At 73.3% G+C, this 14,878-nt stretch carries 16 protein-coding genes; 11 read left to right on the top strand and 5 right to left on the bottom strand.

All coding sequences use genetic code 11. The features are described 5' to 3' along the window. Entirely contained in the window at positions 1 to 1,218 is a 1,218-nt protein-coding gene (locus tag ABZX11_RS08820) for a DUF742 domain-containing protein (protein ID WP_354911193.1), read from the top strand. Here the strand turns inward: ABZX11_RS08820 and ABZX11_RS08815 are convergent. Next, a complete protein-coding gene (locus ABZX11_RS08815; protein WP_354911191.1) occupies positions 1,215 to 1,775 on the bottom strand; it encodes a hypothetical protein in 561 nt (186 codons plus the stop codon). The genes ABZX11_RS08820 and ABZX11_RS08815 overlap by 4 nt on opposite strands. Positions 1,776 to 1,831: 56 nt before the next feature. Continuing rightward, positions 1,832 to 4,069, bottom strand: coding sequence for a helicase-associated domain-containing protein (locus tag ABZX11_RS08810; protein WP_354911188.1), 2,238 nt, complete (start codon positions 4,067 to 4,069; stop codon positions 1,832 to 1,834). Between the two features lie 89 nt (positions 4,070 to 4,158). Between ABZX11_RS08810 and ABZX11_RS08805 the strand changes: the two genes are divergently transcribed. The 5 genes from ABZX11_RS08805 to ABZX11_RS08785 all read left to right on the top strand — a co-directional run bounded on the left by ABZX11_RS08805 (position 4,159) and on the right by ABZX11_RS08785 (position 7,859). Further along, positions 4,159 to 4,338: a hypothetical protein gene (locus ABZX11_RS08805; protein WP_354911186.1), complete on the top strand. Its 180-nt coding sequence runs from the start codon at positions 4,159 to 4,161 to the stop codon at positions 4,336 to 4,338. A gap of 107 nt (positions 4,339 to 4,445) precedes the next feature. Next, positions 4,446 to 5,834: an NAD-dependent malic enzyme gene (locus ABZX11_RS08800; RefSeq protein WP_176174557.1), complete on the top strand. Its 1,389-nt coding sequence runs from the start codon at positions 4,446 to 4,448 to the stop codon at positions 5,832 to 5,834. Positions 5,835 to 5,841: 7 nt separating this feature from the next. Further along, the gene (locus tag ABZX11_RS08795; RefSeq protein ID WP_354911184.1) at positions 5,842 to 6,462 is read left to right on the top strand and encodes a hypothetical protein; all 621 of its coding nucleotides are present in this window, start codon (positions 5,842 to 5,844) and stop codon (positions 6,460 to 6,462) included. Between the two features lie 9 nt (positions 6,463 to 6,471). Next, positions 6,472 to 6,942, top strand: a complete 471-nt coding sequence (moaC, locus tag ABZX11_RS08790; RefSeq protein ID WP_091318516.1) for a cyclic pyranopterin monophosphate synthase MoaC — start codon at positions 6,472 to 6,474, stop codon at positions 6,940 to 6,942. Further along, the gene (locus ABZX11_RS08785) at positions 6,939 to 7,859 is read left to right on the top strand and encodes a molybdenum cofactor biosynthesis protein MoaE (RefSeq protein WP_354911181.1); all 921 of its coding nucleotides are present in this window, start codon (positions 6,939 to 6,941) and stop codon (positions 7,857 to 7,859) included. Before moaC ends, ABZX11_RS08785 begins: the two co-directional genes overlap by 4 nt. 452 nt (positions 7,860 to 8,311) lie before the next feature. Here the strand turns inward: ABZX11_RS08785 and ABZX11_RS08780 are convergent, their stop codons facing one another. The 3 genes from ABZX11_RS08780 to moaA all read right to left on the bottom strand — a co-directional run bounded on the left by ABZX11_RS08780 (position 8,312) and on the right by moaA (position 11,129). After that, positions 8,312 to 8,953 (bottom strand): transglycosylase family protein, encoded by a 642-nt coding sequence (locus ABZX11_RS08780; RefSeq protein ID WP_176174560.1) that lies wholly within the window; start codon positions 8,951 to 8,953, stop codon positions 8,312 to 8,314. Between the two features lie 906 nt (positions 8,954 to 9,859). After that, entirely contained in the window at positions 9,860 to 10,111 is a 252-nt protein-coding gene (locus tag ABZX11_RS08775; RefSeq protein ID WP_176174561.1) for a MoaD/ThiS family protein, read from the bottom strand. A gap of 10 nt (positions 10,112 to 10,121) precedes the next feature. Further along, on the bottom strand, positions 10,122 to 11,129 hold the full coding sequence (gene moaA, locus ABZX11_RS08770) for a GTP 3',8-cyclase MoaA (RefSeq protein WP_354911178.1): 1,008 nt from the start codon (positions 11,127 to 11,129) through the stop codon (positions 10,122 to 10,124). 138 nt (positions 11,130 to 11,267) lie between these two features. Here moaA and ABZX11_RS08765 point away from each other — a divergent pair, with 138 nt between their 5' ends. The 5 genes from ABZX11_RS08765 to ABZX11_RS08745 are packed head-to-tail and all read left to right on the top strand — an operon-like array spanning position 11,268 to position 14,878. After that, a complete protein-coding gene (locus ABZX11_RS08765) occupies positions 11,268 to 11,747 on the top strand; it encodes a MarR family transcriptional regulator (RefSeq protein WP_176174563.1) in 480 nt (159 codons plus the stop codon). 33 nt (positions 11,748 to 11,780) lie between these two features. After that, positions 11,781 to 12,185: a TOBE domain-containing protein gene (locus ABZX11_RS08760; RefSeq protein ID WP_176174564.1), complete on the top strand. Its 405-nt coding sequence runs from the start codon at positions 11,781 to 11,783 to the stop codon at positions 12,183 to 12,185. Then, entirely contained in the window at positions 12,182 to 12,988 is an 807-nt protein-coding gene (modA, locus tag ABZX11_RS08755; RefSeq protein WP_176174565.1) for a molybdate ABC transporter substrate-binding protein, read from the top strand. Before ABZX11_RS08760 ends, modA begins: the two co-directional genes overlap by 4 nt. A gap of 58 nt (positions 12,989 to 13,046) precedes the next feature. After that, complete coding sequence (locus tag ABZX11_RS08750) at positions 13,047 to 13,814, top strand: ABC transporter permease (RefSeq protein WP_354911174.1); 768 nt, start codon at positions 13,047 to 13,049, stop codon at positions 13,812 to 13,814. Next, complete coding sequence (locus tag ABZX11_RS08745; RefSeq protein WP_354911171.1) at positions 13,811 to 14,878, top strand: ATP-binding cassette domain-containing protein; 1,068 nt, start codon at positions 13,811 to 13,813, stop codon at positions 14,876 to 14,878. The genes ABZX11_RS08750 and ABZX11_RS08745 overlap by 4 nt, the downstream gene beginning before the upstream one ends.

Raw genomic sequence — 14,878 nt, 5'->3', positions numbered from 1 at the left:
ATGAGGATTTCGGGATTCGACGATCCGGACTCCAGCGGCTGGGACGCACTGCACCGCGGCACCGAGCGCGAGGGTTTCGATTCGCCCAGCAAGTTCGACATGTCGACGTTGTCGATGATCATGCCCAAGCGCAAGCCGTCCCGGCCGCAGCCGGACGCGCAGGGGTACACCGACGAGGACACCCGCGAGTGGGGCTCGTCGGCCGACGACGAGGACGACTACGCGGAGCCCGCCGAGGAGCCGACGGGCCGCCGGGCCAGGCGCTCGCCGTCGCCGGAGTACGCGCGTCCTGAGGCTCTTCCTGGCCGGCGCTCGGCGGAGCACGCCGGCGAGCCGGTGGGTTACCAGGGCGGACGTGCGCCGGAGTCCGGGAGCTTTCCCGGCGGGTATTCGCCGGGGTACGCCGACGACGAGCCGGCCCCGGCCCGCCCGGCGTTCGGCGGCTACCAGGGCCGCCGCCGTGCCCCGGAGCCCGCCGACCCGCTGGGCTTCGAGGGCACCCACTCGCCGGTGGTCGGCGACGACGGCTACGACCCCGTCGAGCCGGAGTGGCAGGACGACGAGCGGTTCGAGCCGGAGCCGCCGCCGCTGGAGCCCGCGTGGACCCCGCCGCGGGGCGCCCGCCCGCCCGCGCCGCCGTCCCACCAGCCGCTCGCCCCGCGCCCGCCCGCGCCCCGTCCGCCGGCCCCGCGGCCGCCCGCGCCGGTGTCGCGGCCGCACCCCGCGCCGGTGGCACCCCCGCCGTCGTGGGCCCCGCCGCCCGCCGACTGGACACCCCCGCCGGACCCGGAGACCCGCTGGATCCCGAACCCGGAACCGTGGGAGGACCCGGCCTGGAACGAACCGGCCCGGGTGGCGAGCCCGGTCCCGGTCGCGTCACCGGGCTCGCGGGTCCGCCCGTACGCCCGCACGGGCGGCCGCACCCGTTCCGACCACAACCTGGCCCTGGAGGCCCTGGTCTCGACGTCGGACGACGGCCGCCGCTACCGCGGGGTGCGTTCGGTCGAGCACCGCCGGATCTGCGACCTGTGCCTGGACACCCGGTCCGTCGCCGAGATCGCGGCCCACCTGCGGCTGCCGCTGGGCGTGGTGAAGGTGCTGGTCGGCGACATGGCCGACATCGGTCTGGTGCTGATCCACCAGACCGAGCTCATCCTCGGCGACCGCTCGTCCCGCGAGTTCATGGAACGCGTCCTGGCCGGTCTCCGCGCGCTCTAACCGGCCGCGGTGAAGTCGAGCGTGAGGGTGTTGCCCGGCCCCGGGACGACGGCGTTGATCATCGGCGTCGCCGGGCCGCAGTTCTCGAAGGCCCCGATCGTGTACGTCGATTCGAGGCGCCCGCCGGTACCGGGGGTGAAGTCGTCCGACGTCAGCTCGGTCGTCAGCGGCTCGGCCGTGCCGCATTCGCCGACGTCGTAGGAGACGCCGTTGACGCGGACGTCCGTGAGCGTCACCGGCCAGGTCGCCGAGCCGGAGAAGCCGCCGGCCAGCGTGCCTTCGGCGTGGCCGGGTCCGAACGTGACGGTGCCGCTGACCTGGCCGACCCCGGGCAGCGACCGGGTCACCACGGCCGGGGGCAGCGTGATCGTCCCGGAGAAGGCGCCGGGTCCGGTGTCCAGCTCGGCCCGGCCCGGACCGAGCTCGAGATCGGTGTCCGGCTTCGCGATGTGCGTGGTCCCGCGGACGGTGTACGCCGAGTGCCCCGCCGTGGCGAAGCCCGTCCCGCTCACCACCGCCGCGACCGCCAGCGCCGTGACCCGCGTTCCCCGCTTCATGATCAAGGCCTACCACCGGCGCGGCCGGTCCGATGCGGGATTCACCGGATCCGGCGTCAGTCCTCCACGAGCGCGGCGGAGGTGATCCGGTGCAGCGAGTACCGCTCGTTGTTCTCGCCTTCGAGCACCCCGCCGCCGACGCGCACGGGCCGGACCACGCGCTGGCTCGCCGTCCCGCGGGAGTCGACGAACCCGATCCACACCTCGCGGCGCTCCAGGGTCGCCCGTGACAGCAGTTCCAGCGTTGCCGACGTGTCCGCGCCGCCGCCCACCGGTGCGCGCACCGCGGACCCGCGGCGGCGGACCGTGGCCGCGTCGCCCGCCCGGAGGTTCGACACGATCCGCGCCGCCTGGTCCTCGGTCAGCACCGCCTGCTCGCCCGGGCTGCGGCGGGCCGCCCTGGCCTTGGCAGGCAGGCGGCGGCCGCCCGGCCGGATGTCGACCACGCGGCCGTCCGGGCCCTCCGCCGCCGGGGCGAAGCCGGCGCCGCGCAGGGCGGCCAGGACCTCGTGCAGCGGGTCCGGGCTGATCACCACCGTCGGCGCGATCAGGCGCAGCGCGTGCTCCGCCGCGACGGGGTGGGCCAGCACCTCGGCCAGCAGTGCCTCGTCGTCGCAGCGCAGGAACGACGCCGCGACGCCACCGCGCAGCCGGCCGTGCCTGCGGGCGACGTCGTCGATCAGGTAGCTCAGCCCCTGCGGGACCGGGGTGGCCGACTTCGCCTTGAACAGCGCGTGCAGCTCGTCGGCCGTGCGGCCGGTGTCCAGCGCCCGGCGCACCGAGCCCTCGGTGATCCGGTAGACCGTCGCGTGCCCCGCCGATTCGACGTCGGCCACCGCGGAGATCTCCGCCGCCAGCTCCGGCTCCAGCGGCCCTGGCGCGACGACCGTCAGGTCGGCCTGCAGCAGCACGCGGTCCACCGGCGCGGGCAGCGCGTCCAGGATCGCCTCGACCGCGCCCGGCCGGTCGTCGGCCAGCAGTGCCCGCGTCGCCGTCGTGAGGCCGCCGAGAGCGACGATCCCGAGGGCGCTCGCCTCGGCCATCGTCCAGCGGACGGTCTCGTCCCGCAGCCGCCCGCCCCGGCGCGGGGCCCGCCAGGCCAGCACCGCGACCAGCTCGTCGACGCTCTTCACCCCGGCGCCGCGGGGCAGGTCGGCCAGTGCGGCCAGAACCCGCCGCCGCGCGACCGGCGCCAGCGGGCGGCGCAGGTCCTCCGACAGCGGGGCGATCGGCTTGTCCTTGGCGTCGCGGCCGCCGGCCAGCCCCGGCAGCCGCGGCAGCTCCAGCCACGCCTGGGCGAGCGTCATCCACCGCTGCGCGGTCGGCGACGCGAGCCACGAGTCGGTCAGCGTCGTCGGCACCCACTCGGGCGCCGTCGCCTCGCTGTCGGCGACGAGCCCGGCGCCCACGACCAGCTCGGCCAGCAGGATCGCCTGGGTTTCGTCGATCTCCAGGTCCTTGGCGAGCTTCTTCAGCTCCCGCACGCCGAGACCGCCCGACTTGAGCACCGGCGGCGGCGCGGCCGACCACGCCCGCAGCAGCGCTTCGGTGTGGCGCAGGAACTCCATCGCCTCGCCGGCCGCCGCTTCGTCCAGGGTGGCCGTCTGGTGCGGGTGGACCGGCAGCTCGGGCTCGGTGAGCGTGCCGGGCGCGAACACCCCGCCACGCACCGCGATGCCGAGCTCGCGCGGCAGCTCGACGGTCTGGTCGTCCCGCCGCAGCAGCAGGCCGCGGGCGAGCAGCTTCTGCACCGGCGTCCCGGCCTTCTCGAGCGGGACGTCCAGCCCGGCGTCGCGGGTGCGGCCGATCGGCGGGCCGGCGGCGAGGGCGGTCAGCACGCCGCGCTCGTCGTCGGGCAGCTCGGCGAGCCGCGCCTTGAGGTCTTCTCCGGCCAGCGACGGCGCCGACGCGCCCAGCCCGGCCGGGAACGGCCCGAGGGCCTCCCGCGCCGCGGGCGGTACGCGCAGGGCGTCGGCCGGGCCCCAGGTCAGCGCCCGCGCGCGCAGGCACGCCAGCGGCGCGGCGATGTCGGCCCCGACCAGCTTCGCGACCTCGGCCACGGGCACCGGGTCGCGGTCCGCGCCGGCGAGCAGGCACGCTTCGAGCACGGCCAGGGTGAAGGTGTCGAGGTCCTCGCAGGCGCGCGCGACCGAGCCCGGCGTGCCGGCCCGGGTGGCCAGCACCGTGCTGTCGGACGGCGGGGGCGTGGACAGGTCGCGCCGCGTGCGGAGCAGCTCGGCGAGTGCGTCGTCGGACTCCGCACGCAGCCAGTCCGCCAAAGAGGTCGCGGGCATAGAAGACCAGGGTACCGGGCGGTTGCGCCGGGCCCGCGGGGCTCAGGCAGACTGTCTCACGAGAACCGGACACCGCTGTGGAGGACGTTGTGGCCAAGGGTGAGAAGAAGCACAAGGGCGTGGACCCGACCTGGCCGGGCGAGGCCGGCGAGCACCCCGTGACCGAGCTCGCGTCCGACCGCCAGGGCGCGCTTTCGCCGTTCGGTGACGTCACTTTCCCGCTCGACACGGTGCCTTACGTGCACCCCGAGACCGAGATCAACCGCTGAGCACATAGTTACTGGTCAGTACCGGTATCGGGCCCTCGTGAGGGCGGTCACGGGAGTAGGTTTCCTCCCGTCCCAGCCCACCTTCTTTCCCACACGGGGGTAGTGCCATGCCGGTTCCCGGTCCCGGATATTCGATCACCGTCCGGGTGGAGGCCCCGGCCTCGGTCACGGCGGCCGGTGACCTGACCGCCGCCGTCGGGCGCGTCGGCGGCGTGCTGACCGCGTTCGACGTCGTCGAGTCGCACTCCGACTCGATCGTGGTCGACATCAGCGCCAACGCGCTGTCGGAGAACCACGCGAACGACATCACCCAGACGCTGGACTCGCTGCCCGGCGTCAAGGTCCGCAAGGTCTCCGACCGGACGTTCCTGATCCACCTCGGCGGCAAGATCGAGGTCACGCCGAAGGTCGCGCTCCGCAACCGTGACGACCTCTCCCGCGCCTACACCCCGGGGGTGGCCCGCGTCTGCCAGGCGATCGCCGCCAACCCCGAGGACGCGCGCCGGCTGACCATCAAGCGCAACACCGTGGCGGTGCTCACCGACGGCTCCGCGGTGCTCGGCCTCGGCAACATCGGCCCGGCGGCGGCGCTGCCGGTGATGGAGGGCAAGGCGGCGCTGTTCAAGAAGTTCGCCGACGTCGACGCGTGGCCGGTCTGCCTGGACACCCAGGACACCGAAGAGATCATCCTGATCGCCAAGGCGCTGGCCCCGGTGTACGCGGGCATCAACCTCGAGGACATCGCCGCGCCGCGCTGCTTCGAGATCGAAAAGCGCCTGCGCGAGCAGCTGGACATCCCGGTGTTCCACGACGACCAGCACGGCACGGCGATCGTGGTCGTCGCGGCGCTGCGCAACGCCCTGCGCGTGGTGGGCAAGAACATCGAGGACTGCAAGATCGTGGTCAGCGGTGTCGGCGCGGCCGGCTCGGCGATCATCCGCCTGCTGCTGCAGAAGAACCCGGGCGACATCGTCGCGGCGGACATCGACGGCATCGTCCACTCCGCGCGCGGCAACCTCGACGACAACCTGGCCTGGATCGCCTCGCACACGAACAAGGAGCAGGTCAGCGGCACCCTGCACGAGGCCCTCGTGGGCGCGGACGTGTTCATCGGTGTGTCGGCACCCAACCTGTTCGGTGCCGAGCAGGTGGCGACCATGAAGTCCGACGCGGTGGTGTTCGCGCTGGCCAACCCGGATCCGGAGGTCGACCCGCTGGAGGCCCAGAAGCACGCCGCGGTGGTGGCGACGGGCCGCAGCGACTTCCCGAACCAGATCAACAACGTCCTGGCGTTCCCGGGCGTGTTCCGCGGCCTGCTGGACGCCCACGCCCACAACATCGACGACTCGATGCTGCTCGCGGCGGCGGACGCGATCGCCGACGTGGTGGACAACGGGAAGCTGAACGCGTCGTTCATCGTGCCGAGCGTGTTCGACAGCGCGGTGGCGCCGGCGGTCGCGGAAGCCGTGCGGAAGGCCGTGCGCGCCGAGCGCTGAGCCCCGAGTGGAAACTGCCGAGCTTCTCCGGCGCGCCGCCGGGCTGGTCCCCGAGACCGCCCGGAGCGCTGCCGGCTTCGGTGCCGCCGACGTCCTCGACTGCCTCCGCGACGACGACTGGGACCTCGCGCTCGCCATCCTCGAGGACGTCGATGGCTTCGGGTGGCAGACCGTCGAATACTGGGACCTCCTCGAGGAGGCCGCCCGGCACCTGCACCTCGAACGCCGGGCCGCCTGGTGCCGGTGGCGAGGGTGGGAAACCCGGCACGGCGTCATCCGGGCCGATCTCCGGCTGATCGCCCCCGAAGCCGGCGGCCGTCGCCTCCCGATCCCCGGGGACGGGTTGCTGCGGCCGATGTGGGCGATCGGCCGGTCCGCCTTCGACCTGCACGTCGCGAAGATCTGGGTCGAGTCCGCTCCCGGGCTCGAGCCGGGTGGACGGGGCGCAGTCCGGCTCGCCCCGCTCACCCCGCCGAGCTGGCGCCACCTCACCCCGGGCGACTCGATCACCATGCACGAGCGGCCACCGGTCGCGGGCACCGCGACGATCACCGAGGTGTGGCACCCCGAGGCGGCTCGGCCGGGCGTCGCCGGTGGTGCCGACCCCCACCGCGGGCCGCGGAAGTAGCCTCGGCAGGTGAGTGAACTCAGCCACGTCGACGAGACCGGGGCCGCGCGGATGGTCGACGTCTCCGGCAAGACCGCCACCGCGCGCACCGCGCTCGCCGCCGGCACCGTCCGGACCACCGCCGAGGTGCTCCGCCTGCTGGCCACCGACGGCCTGCCCAAGGGCGATGCCCTCGCCACCGCGCGCATCGCCGGGATCATGGGTGCCAAGCGGGTGCCCGAGCTGATCCCGCTGTGCCACCAGATCGCGCTCTCCGGGGTCAAGGTCGAGTTCGCACTCGGCGAGGCCGAGGTCGGCATCCGCGCGACGGCGAAGACCACCGACGTCACCGGGGTCGAGATGGAGGCGCTGACCGCGGTGGCGGTGGCCGGGCTGACGCTGCACGACATGATCAAGGCCGTCGACCCGGCGGCGACGCTGGACGAGGTCCGCCTGCTCCGCAAGGACGGCGGCAAGACCGGAACCTGGGAGCGGCCGTGAAGCGCACCGCACGCGTGATCGTGGCGTCCAACCGCGCCGCGAAGGGCGTCTACGAAGACAAGACCGGCCCGGTGATCGCCGCCTGGCTGGCGGACCGCGGCTACGACGTCCCGGCGCCGACCGTCGTCGAGGACGGCGACCCGGTGGGCGTGGCGCTGCGGGCGGCACTGGCCGAGGGGGTCGCCGTGGTCCTCACCACCGGCGGCACCGGCATCTCGCCGACCGACCGCACCCCGGACGTCACCCGGGCGGTCCTGGACCACGAGCTGCCGGGCGTGGCGGACGCGATCCGCGCGGCCGGCCTGCCGAAGGTGCCGACGGCGGTGCTCTCGCGCGGCGTGGCGGGCGTGGCGGGCCGCACCCTGGTGGTGAACCTGCCGGGCTCCACCGGCGGCGTCAAGGACGGCCTCGGCGTGCTGGACGGCGTGCTCGAGCACGCGGTGGACCAGCTGGCCGGCGGCGACCACCCCCGGCCGGCGGCGGGGGGTCCCGCGGTGCGGGTGGTGCGGGCGGCGGTGACCGAGGAGCCGCTGTCGGTCGAGGAGCACGCCCGCCTGGTCGAGGACGACGCGGCGGGCGCGGTGGTGACGTTCGCGGGCGTGGTCCGCGACCACGACGGCGGCAAGGGCGTCCGCGACCTGACGTACGAGGGCCACCCGAGCGCGGGCCAGGTGATCGCCGACGTGGTCGCGGACCTGTCGGCGCGCTGGAGCGGCGTGCGCGCGGTGGCGGTGAGCCACCGGCTGGGTGCGCTGACGATCGGCGACGTCGCACTGGCGTGCGCGGTGGCGGCGGAGCACCGGGGGCAGGCGTTCTCGGCGTGCTCGGAGCTGGTGGACGAGGTCAAGGCGCGGCTGCCGGTCTGGAAGCACCAGCACTTCACCGACGGCACTGATGAGTGGGTCAACTCGCCGTAAGCCGGCGCGAGCCGGCGGGACGGGCTGCTGAGGCGGCTCGCGCGGCGGTGGCGTGGGCGGGCCTGCGCATTGTCGGCGTGGCTGGCCCGTGAGCACCTCCCGCTGGAAGGCGCGTCACGGATCCGGAGAGCTGGGTGCTTCGCGTCGGCCTGTCCCCGTTCGGCCGCGCTGGGCGGTTTGCGCGCCCTGAGCGGGCGATGCGCGCCATGAGAGGGCTAAGGCCGTGTCGGGGGCGCCTGCGTGGCGAATCCGGCCGCGTCGGGCGCCTCTGGCCGCCGGCTCGGGCTTGGCCTCCGGCCCCCGGTGTCCAGCTTACCGGCGGGGACCGACAGTTCCGGCGCGCCGACGGGACCCGTGGAACGCGTGAAGGGCTCCCACCGCCCGGGGGATCGGCGGTGGGAGCCCTTTCAGGTCACGGCTCGAGGCCGGACTCGCGCATCACTGCGTGATCGTCACTTGGTGGCGATCTTCTGCCCGACGAGGATCAGGTCCGCGTTCGGGATGTACTTCGCGTTCAGCTCCTGCAGCTTCTGGTAGCCGCCCTGGACGTTGAACTGCTTGGCGATCTTGGACAGGGTGTCGCCCGCCACGACGGTGTAGTCACCGGCCGGGTTGGAGCTGCTCACGCCGGTCGCCGCGGGGGCAGCAGCCGGGGCCGCCGCCTTCTTCGGGGCGGGCGCGGAGGTGCTCTTCTTCGGGGTCACCTTCTTGGTGACCTTGCCGGTGGCCTTGGGGGCCGACGAACCGCTGCCGCCCTTCTTGCCGCAGACCGGCCAGGCGCCGATGCCCTGGCCCTGCAGGACGCGCTCGGCCACCGCGATCTGCTCCTCGCGGGAGGCGTTCGCCGCGCTGCCGGTGCCGCCGTAGGCCTTCCACGTGCTCTGCGAGAACTGCAGGCCGCCGTAGTAGCCGTTGCCGGTGTTGGTGTTCCAGTTGCCGCTGCTCTCGCACTGCGCGATGGCGTCCCAGTTGGTCGCCGACGCGGGGGTCGCGGCGATCGCGAGGGGGGCGCCGACCGCGATGCCCGCGATGGCGACGCGAGCGACGGTGCGGGTGGCAGCGGACATCTTGCGGTGCTTGCCTCGGTAAGACATTTGGATGCTTCTCGGTTTCCCAGCGCCTACGAACCGGTGTGCGGGTCAGGATCGGGGTCCTGGCGCCGGCCATCCCAGGCCGGCAGACGAGTCCGACGCACGTCGCGTCTTCGTCGTCCCCTCGTCCCTGTCCGGAAATGCTTTCGCTCGGGGTATGGGTCCGGGATTCCGTCGGACAGGGCTGGGCGCTACGGATTCCCGGTCTTGCGTCGGTCGGTCGGGGCCAACCGAAAAGCGACGGTACGTAACGATCGCCGTGATCGGAAATTATTCGGGGCGTGACCTACGTCACAGTAACGACACGCAACCCCTGTCGATATGCATGTTTGTGCAGGTCAGACGGCCGTTATCTGGCCGTTTCCTCCCCGAGATAAAACACGGATCGTGAGGCTTGCATCACGTGTTCGGCGGCGCGAATGGGCCATTCGCGACGTCCGGATCGCGATTGGAGCGCGCATCTTATGGGTGCTCCGGCGACGGCGCCAGACTTGACAATCGTGCCCCAGTTGCCCCAAGAGTCACAGCAGTCCCACCTGTTCGTGCGGTTTGCCGACCCGGTCGGAGCGCCGGTACCGGCCGTCCCGATTCGCGGATACCGACGCAGGGCGACGGACCAGGTCAAACGGGTCACCGGACGGGTGGTGGCCGAACGGGAATCAGCTTCTCGCGAACACCCGGAATCGGTGACGCGCCACGCCGGGGTCCCGGAAACCCGGTCGGCGAGCGGTCGGCCGCCGTACCCGAGCGGTCGCGGTTCTACAGGGAGTACGAAGTCCCGGGCCTGCGCCGGACGGACCAGCCCCCGCGCCCGCCCAGGCACGCGAGCCGACTGTCCAGGTACGCGAGCCGACCGTCCAGGTACGCAGGCCGACCGTCCAGGTGCGCGAGCCGGCGCGTCCGGGAGCGTCAGCCGCCGGCGAACGGGGGGAGGACGTCCAGCTCGGCGCCGTCGCGGAGGGGGCGGGTCAGGTCGCGGACCGCGATGCCGTCCAGCAGGTAGCTGACCGCCTCCAGGACCCGCGGCAGCGACGTGGGGTGCAGGCGGGCCAGCTCGGCGACCGCGTCGGCGACCGACGCCCCGTCCGGCAACTGCACCTTCTCCTCTTCCACGCCCGCCGCGGCCCGTGCCGAAGCGAAGTACCGCACCACGATGGTCATCGTCGCCACGTCAACCGCCGATCGCGCTCATCGGCCGGATCGGCTGCGCGAACCCGGCGTCGTTGATCTCGTGCCCGGCGAGCTTGCCCCACATCGTCGCCCGCCAGGCGTCCGCCACCTCCTCATCGCGCGCGCCCGCGCGCACGAGGGACCGCAGATCCGTCTCGTCGTTGCTGAACAGGCAGGAGCGCACCGCGCCGTCGGCGGTCAGCCGGGTCCGTTCGCAGGCCGAGCAGAACGGCCGGGTCACCGACGCGATCACGCCGACGTCGCCGGGGCCGCCGTCGACCAGCCAGCGCTCGGCCGGCGCGCCGCCGCGGGCCTCCGAGGCCGGCGTCAGCTCGAACGACTCCTGCAGCATCGAAAGGATCTCCGCCGCGGTGATCATCTCGCCGCGGTTCCAGCCGTGCTGGGCGTCCAGCGGCATCTGCTCGATGAACCGCAGGTGGTAGCCCTCGTCGAGGCAGAACTTCAGCAGCGGCACGGCTTCGGACTCGTTGAGCCCGCGGATCAGCACCGCGTTGACCTTCACCGGCGCCATCCCGGCGTCCCGCGCCGCGGCGAGGCCGGCGATCACGTGCGAGAGCCGGTCGCGCCGGGTGATCGTCTTGAACAGCTCGGGGTCGACGGTGTCGAGCGAGACGTTGATCCGGTTCAGCCCGGCGGCCGCGAGCCCGGCCGCGCGCTTGGCGAGCCCGATCCCGTTGGTGGTCATGGACAACCGAGGCCGGGGCGACAACGCCGTGATCCGCGCGACGAGGTCCTCGAGGCCCGGCCGCAGCAGCGGTTCCCCGCCGGTGAGCCGGATGTCGGTGACGCCGAGCAGCTCGACGGCGATCCGCATCAGCCGGACCAGCTCGTCGTCGGTCAGCACCTGCTCGCCCGGCATCCAGTCGAGGCCTTCCGCGGGCATGCAGTAGGTGCAGCGCAGATTGCACCGGTCCGTCAGGGAAACCCGCAGATCGGTGGCCACCCGGCCGAAGGTGTCGATGAGGCGGGAGTTCTCGGGCCGGGGCACACGAGATGACCCTCGTGTGCCGGGGACGCGAGGCAACCCGAGATCCACTGCTGTCATTACGCACAGAGTAGCTCTTGGAAGAGCGTGCTGGGATACTTTGCCCGGTAAGTTGTTCAGCGGACGAACCAACGAGGGCATGTGACGGAAAAGACTTACCCGGTCACCGAAGAGGAGCTCTTCCGCTTCGCGGAATTGGGTCGCCAGGGCAGCACCTTCACCGTCCTCCGGCACGCCAGGATCGCCGAGCGGATGGGGCTGTCCGGCACCGACCACAAGACCTTCGACCTGCTCATCCAGGCCGACGGGCCGCTCACCGCGGGCCGGATCGCCGGGCTGACCGGCCTGTCCACCGGCGCGGTCACCGGCGTCGTCGACCGCCTGGAGAAGGTCGGGCTGGTCCGCCGCGTGCGCGACCCCGAGGACCGCCGCAAGGTCCTCGTCGAGGTGGTCCCGGGTGCCGCCGAACGCTTCGCGCCGCTCTTCGAGTCGGCCTTCGGAGCCCTTCGTGACGTCCTCACGCAGTTTTCCCCGGCCGAGCGAAAAGCGATCGAGCGTTATCAGAACGTCATCCTCGAACAACTCCGCGCCGAAGTCATGGACAACTCGCGTCCCGCGTAGCTTTTCCTCAACTGCGGAGATAATGTCTGCGGCATGCCGCAATTTCGGTTGTCCGAGGCCGCGCGCCTGCTCGGGGTCAGCGACGACACCGTCCGGAGGTGGGTGCGCTCGGGGCAGCTGACCGCCACCGACGACGCCGCCGGCCGCAAGGTCGTGGACGGCGCCCAGCTCGCCGGGTTCGCCAGGGCGCAGGCCGCCGCACCCGACGACCCGTCCGCGGTCGGCCGGTCGGCCCGCAATAGGTTCGTGGGGCTGGTCACCGAGGTCATCGCCGACAAGGTGATGGCCCAGGTGGAACTGCAGTGCGGGGCGCACCGCGTGGTGTCCCTGATGAGTACCGAAGCCGTCCGCGAGCTGGGCCTGCGCCCGGGGGTGCTCGCGGTCGCCGTGGTCAAAGCGACCACCGTCGTGGTGGAGACACCGGAAGGAAGTAGATGAAGAAGCTCGCTCTCGTCGTGGCTGCCGTCGCCCTGTTCGCGGGCGCCTGCAGCAGCTCGGACGAGCCCAGCACGAAGCCCGGCGCGTCGGTCACCGCGCCCGCGCCCAAGGGGGCCGCGAACTCGGGTGGCGGCACGCTGACCGTGTTCGCCGCCGCGTCGCTCACCGAGTCGTTCACCGAGCTCGGCAAGGCCTTCGAGGCCAAGCACCCGGGCACGACCGTGAAGTTCAGTTTCGCGGGCTCGTCCGGCCTGGTCCAGCAGCTGACGAACGGCGCGAAGGCCGACGTCTTCGCCTCGGCCGACCAGGCCAACATGGACAAGGCCGTCCAGGGTGGCGTGATCGACGGCCAGCCGACGGTCTTCGCGACCAACAAGCTCGCCATCGCGGTCGCCCCGGGCAACCCGAAAGGCATCAAGTCGTTCGCGGACCTGAACAAGGCCGGCCTGACCGTGATCACCTGCGCGCCGCAGGTGCCGTGCGGTGCGGCGGCCAAGAAGGTCGAGACGGCCACCGGCGTCACGCTCAAGCCGAAGAGCGAGGAGCAGGACGTCAAGCAGGTGCTGAACAAGGTCGCCTCCGGGGACGCCGACGCGGGCCTGGTCTACGTCACCGACACGACGTCGGCCGCGGGCAAGGTCGACAAGGTCGACTTCCCCGAGGCCGCCCAGGCGGTCAACAGCTACCCGATCGCCGTGGTCAAGGGCGGGCAGAGCGCGCTGGCCAAGGAGTTCGACGACTTCGTCCTCGGCGCCGAAGGCAAGACCGAGCTGACCAAGGTCGGGTTCGGCCCTGCGCAGTAGGCGCTCCTCGGGCGGCCGGCCGGGATCCGTCCCGGCCGGCCGTTCGCGCGTCCCGTGGGTGCTGGGCATCCCCGCCGCCGTCGCGCTGGCGCTGGTCGTGCTGCCGGTCGTCGGCCTGCTGGTGCGCTCGGACCTGACGCGGCTGCCGTCGCTGATCGCCACGCCGTCGTCGTGGCACGCGCTGCGGCTGTCGCTGCTCACCGCCGCGATGTCCACGCTGGCCTGCGTGCTGCTCGGCGTCCCGCTGGCCGTCGTCCTCGCGCGGGCCCGCTTCCGCGGGGTCCGGCTGCTGCGCTCGATCGTGCTGCTGCCGCTGGTGCTCCCGCCGGTCGTCGGCGGCCTCGCGCTGCTCTACCTGCTCGGCCGCAAGGGCTTCCTCGGCATGCTGATCACCGCGCTGACCGGGGAGTCCGTCCCGTTCACCACGACGGCGGTGGTCATCGCGCAGACGTTCGTCGCGATGCCGTTCCTGGTGGTCAGCCTCGAAGGAGCGCTGCGCGGCTCCGGCGACCGCTACGAGCAGGTCGCCGCGACCCTCGGCGCGCGCCCGTGGACCGTCTTCCGGCGGGTCACGCTGCCGCTGCTGCTGCCCGCGCTCGGCTCCGGCGTCGTCCTCAGCTTCGCCCGCGCGCTCGGCGAGTTCGGCGCCACGATCACCTTCGCCGGCAGCCTCGAAGACGTCACCCGCACGCTGCCGCTGGAGGTCTACACGCAGGCCGAAGTGGACATCGACAGCGCTGTCGCGCTCTCCCTGCTGCTCATCGTGGTGGCGGTGGCCGTGATCGCCGTCGCGCGGCCGCGCTCGTGGGAAGGCGGCCTCCGGTGAGCCTCACCGCCCGGATCACCGCCGTGCGCGGCTCGTTCGGCCTCGACGTCGAGCTCGACGTCCCCGCCGGGCACGTGCTCGCCCTGCTCGGCCCGAACGGTTCCGGCAAGTCGACTGTCCTCGGCTGCCTCGCCGGGCTGATCACGCCGGCGTCGGCGGAGATCACGGTGGCGGGTCGCGCGTTGGCCGGCGTGCCGCCGCACCGCCGTGGCATCGGGCTGCTCTCCCAGGACGCCCTGCTCTTCCCGCACCTGTCCGCAGTGGACAACGTCGCTTTCTCGCCGCGCTCGACCGGCGCCGGCCGCCGCGCCGCCCGGGAGCGCGCGTACTACTGGCTGGCCGAAGTGGACGCCGCCGCGCTGGCCGACCGGCGGCCGGGGCAGCTGTCGGGTGGCCAGGCCCAGCGCGTCGCCATCGCCAGGGCCTTGGCCGCCGAGCCGGACCTGCTGCTGCTCGACGAGCCCTTCGCCGCCCTCGACGTCGACGCCGCCCCGGCGATCCGCGGCCTGCTGCGGCGGGTGCTGAAGACCGGGCCGACGACCGTGCTCGTCACGCACGACCCGCTGGACGCGCTCGCGCTCGCCGACCACGTCGCGGTGCTGAACGAGGGCCGGATCGTCGAACGCGGCCCGACCCGGGACGTGCTTTCAGCCCCGCGGACGGCGTTCACCGCGCGGATCGCCGGCCTCAACCTGGTCGCCGGCACCGCGGTCGCCGACGGCCTGCGGACGCCTTCGGGCGACGTCGTGAGCGGACTCCCGGCGGCGGACGTGGTCGTGGGGGAGCCGGCGGTGGCCGTGTTCCCGCCCAACGCCGTCGCGGTCTACCCGCACGACGGCGAGCACCGCGGCAGCCCGCGCAACACGGCCGACGCCGTCGTCGCGGCCCTGGAGCCGCACGGGCCGGTGATCCGCCTCCGGGCCGAGGGCGACGGCTGGGCCCACGGCCTCACCGCCGACCTCACCCCGGCCGCCGTCGCCGAGCTCGCGCTGGAGCCCGGCTCGGCGGTGACGCTGTCGGTGAAGGCCGCGACCGTGGCGGTGCACCCGGCCGCGGCCTCCTGA

This window comes from Amycolatopsis sp. NPDC004169 (assembly GCF_040610315.1).
Classification (GTDB): domain Bacteria; phylum Actinomycetota; class Actinomycetes; order Mycobacteriales; family Pseudonocardiaceae; genus Amycolatopsis.
The sequence above is the reverse complement of the archived record's forward strand: the minus strand, read 5'-3'. Positions and strand labels throughout refer to the sequence as shown.

What these genes read in the sequence shown, in the direction of transcription:
- ABZX11_RS08820 (WP_354911193.1), top strand. Translation starts at nt 1, where the DNA reads ATGAGGATTTCGGGATTCGACGATCCGGACTCCAGCGGCTGGGACGCA.
- ABZX11_RS08815 (WP_354911191.1), bottom strand. Translation starts at nt 1,775, where the DNA reads ATGAAGCGGGGAACGCGGGTCACGGCGCTGGCGGTCGCGGCGGTGGTG.
- ABZX11_RS08810 (WP_354911188.1), bottom strand. Translation starts at nt 4,069, where the DNA reads ATGCCCGCGACCTCTTTGGCGGACTGGCTGCGTGCGGAGTCCGACGAC.
- ABZX11_RS08800 (WP_176174557.1), top strand. Translation starts at nt 4,446, where the DNA reads ATGCCGGTTCCCGGTCCCGGATATTCGATCACCGTCCGGGTGGAGGCC.
- ABZX11_RS08780 (WP_176174560.1), bottom strand. Translation starts at nt 8,953, where the DNA reads ATGTCTTACCGAGGCAAGCACCGCAAGATGTCCGCTGCCACCCGCACC.
- ABZX11_RS08775 (WP_176174561.1), bottom strand. Translation starts at nt 10,111, where the DNA reads ATGACCATCGTGGTGCGGTACTTCGCTTCGGCACGGGCCGCGGCGGGC.
- ABZX11_RS08760 (WP_176174564.1), top strand. Translation starts at nt 11,781, where the DNA reads ATGCCGCAATTTCGGTTGTCCGAGGCCGCGCGCCTGCTCGGGGTCAGC.
- modA (WP_176174565.1), top strand. Translation starts at nt 12,182, where the DNA reads ATGAAGAAGCTCGCTCTCGTCGTGGCTGCCGTCGCCCTGTTCGCGGGC.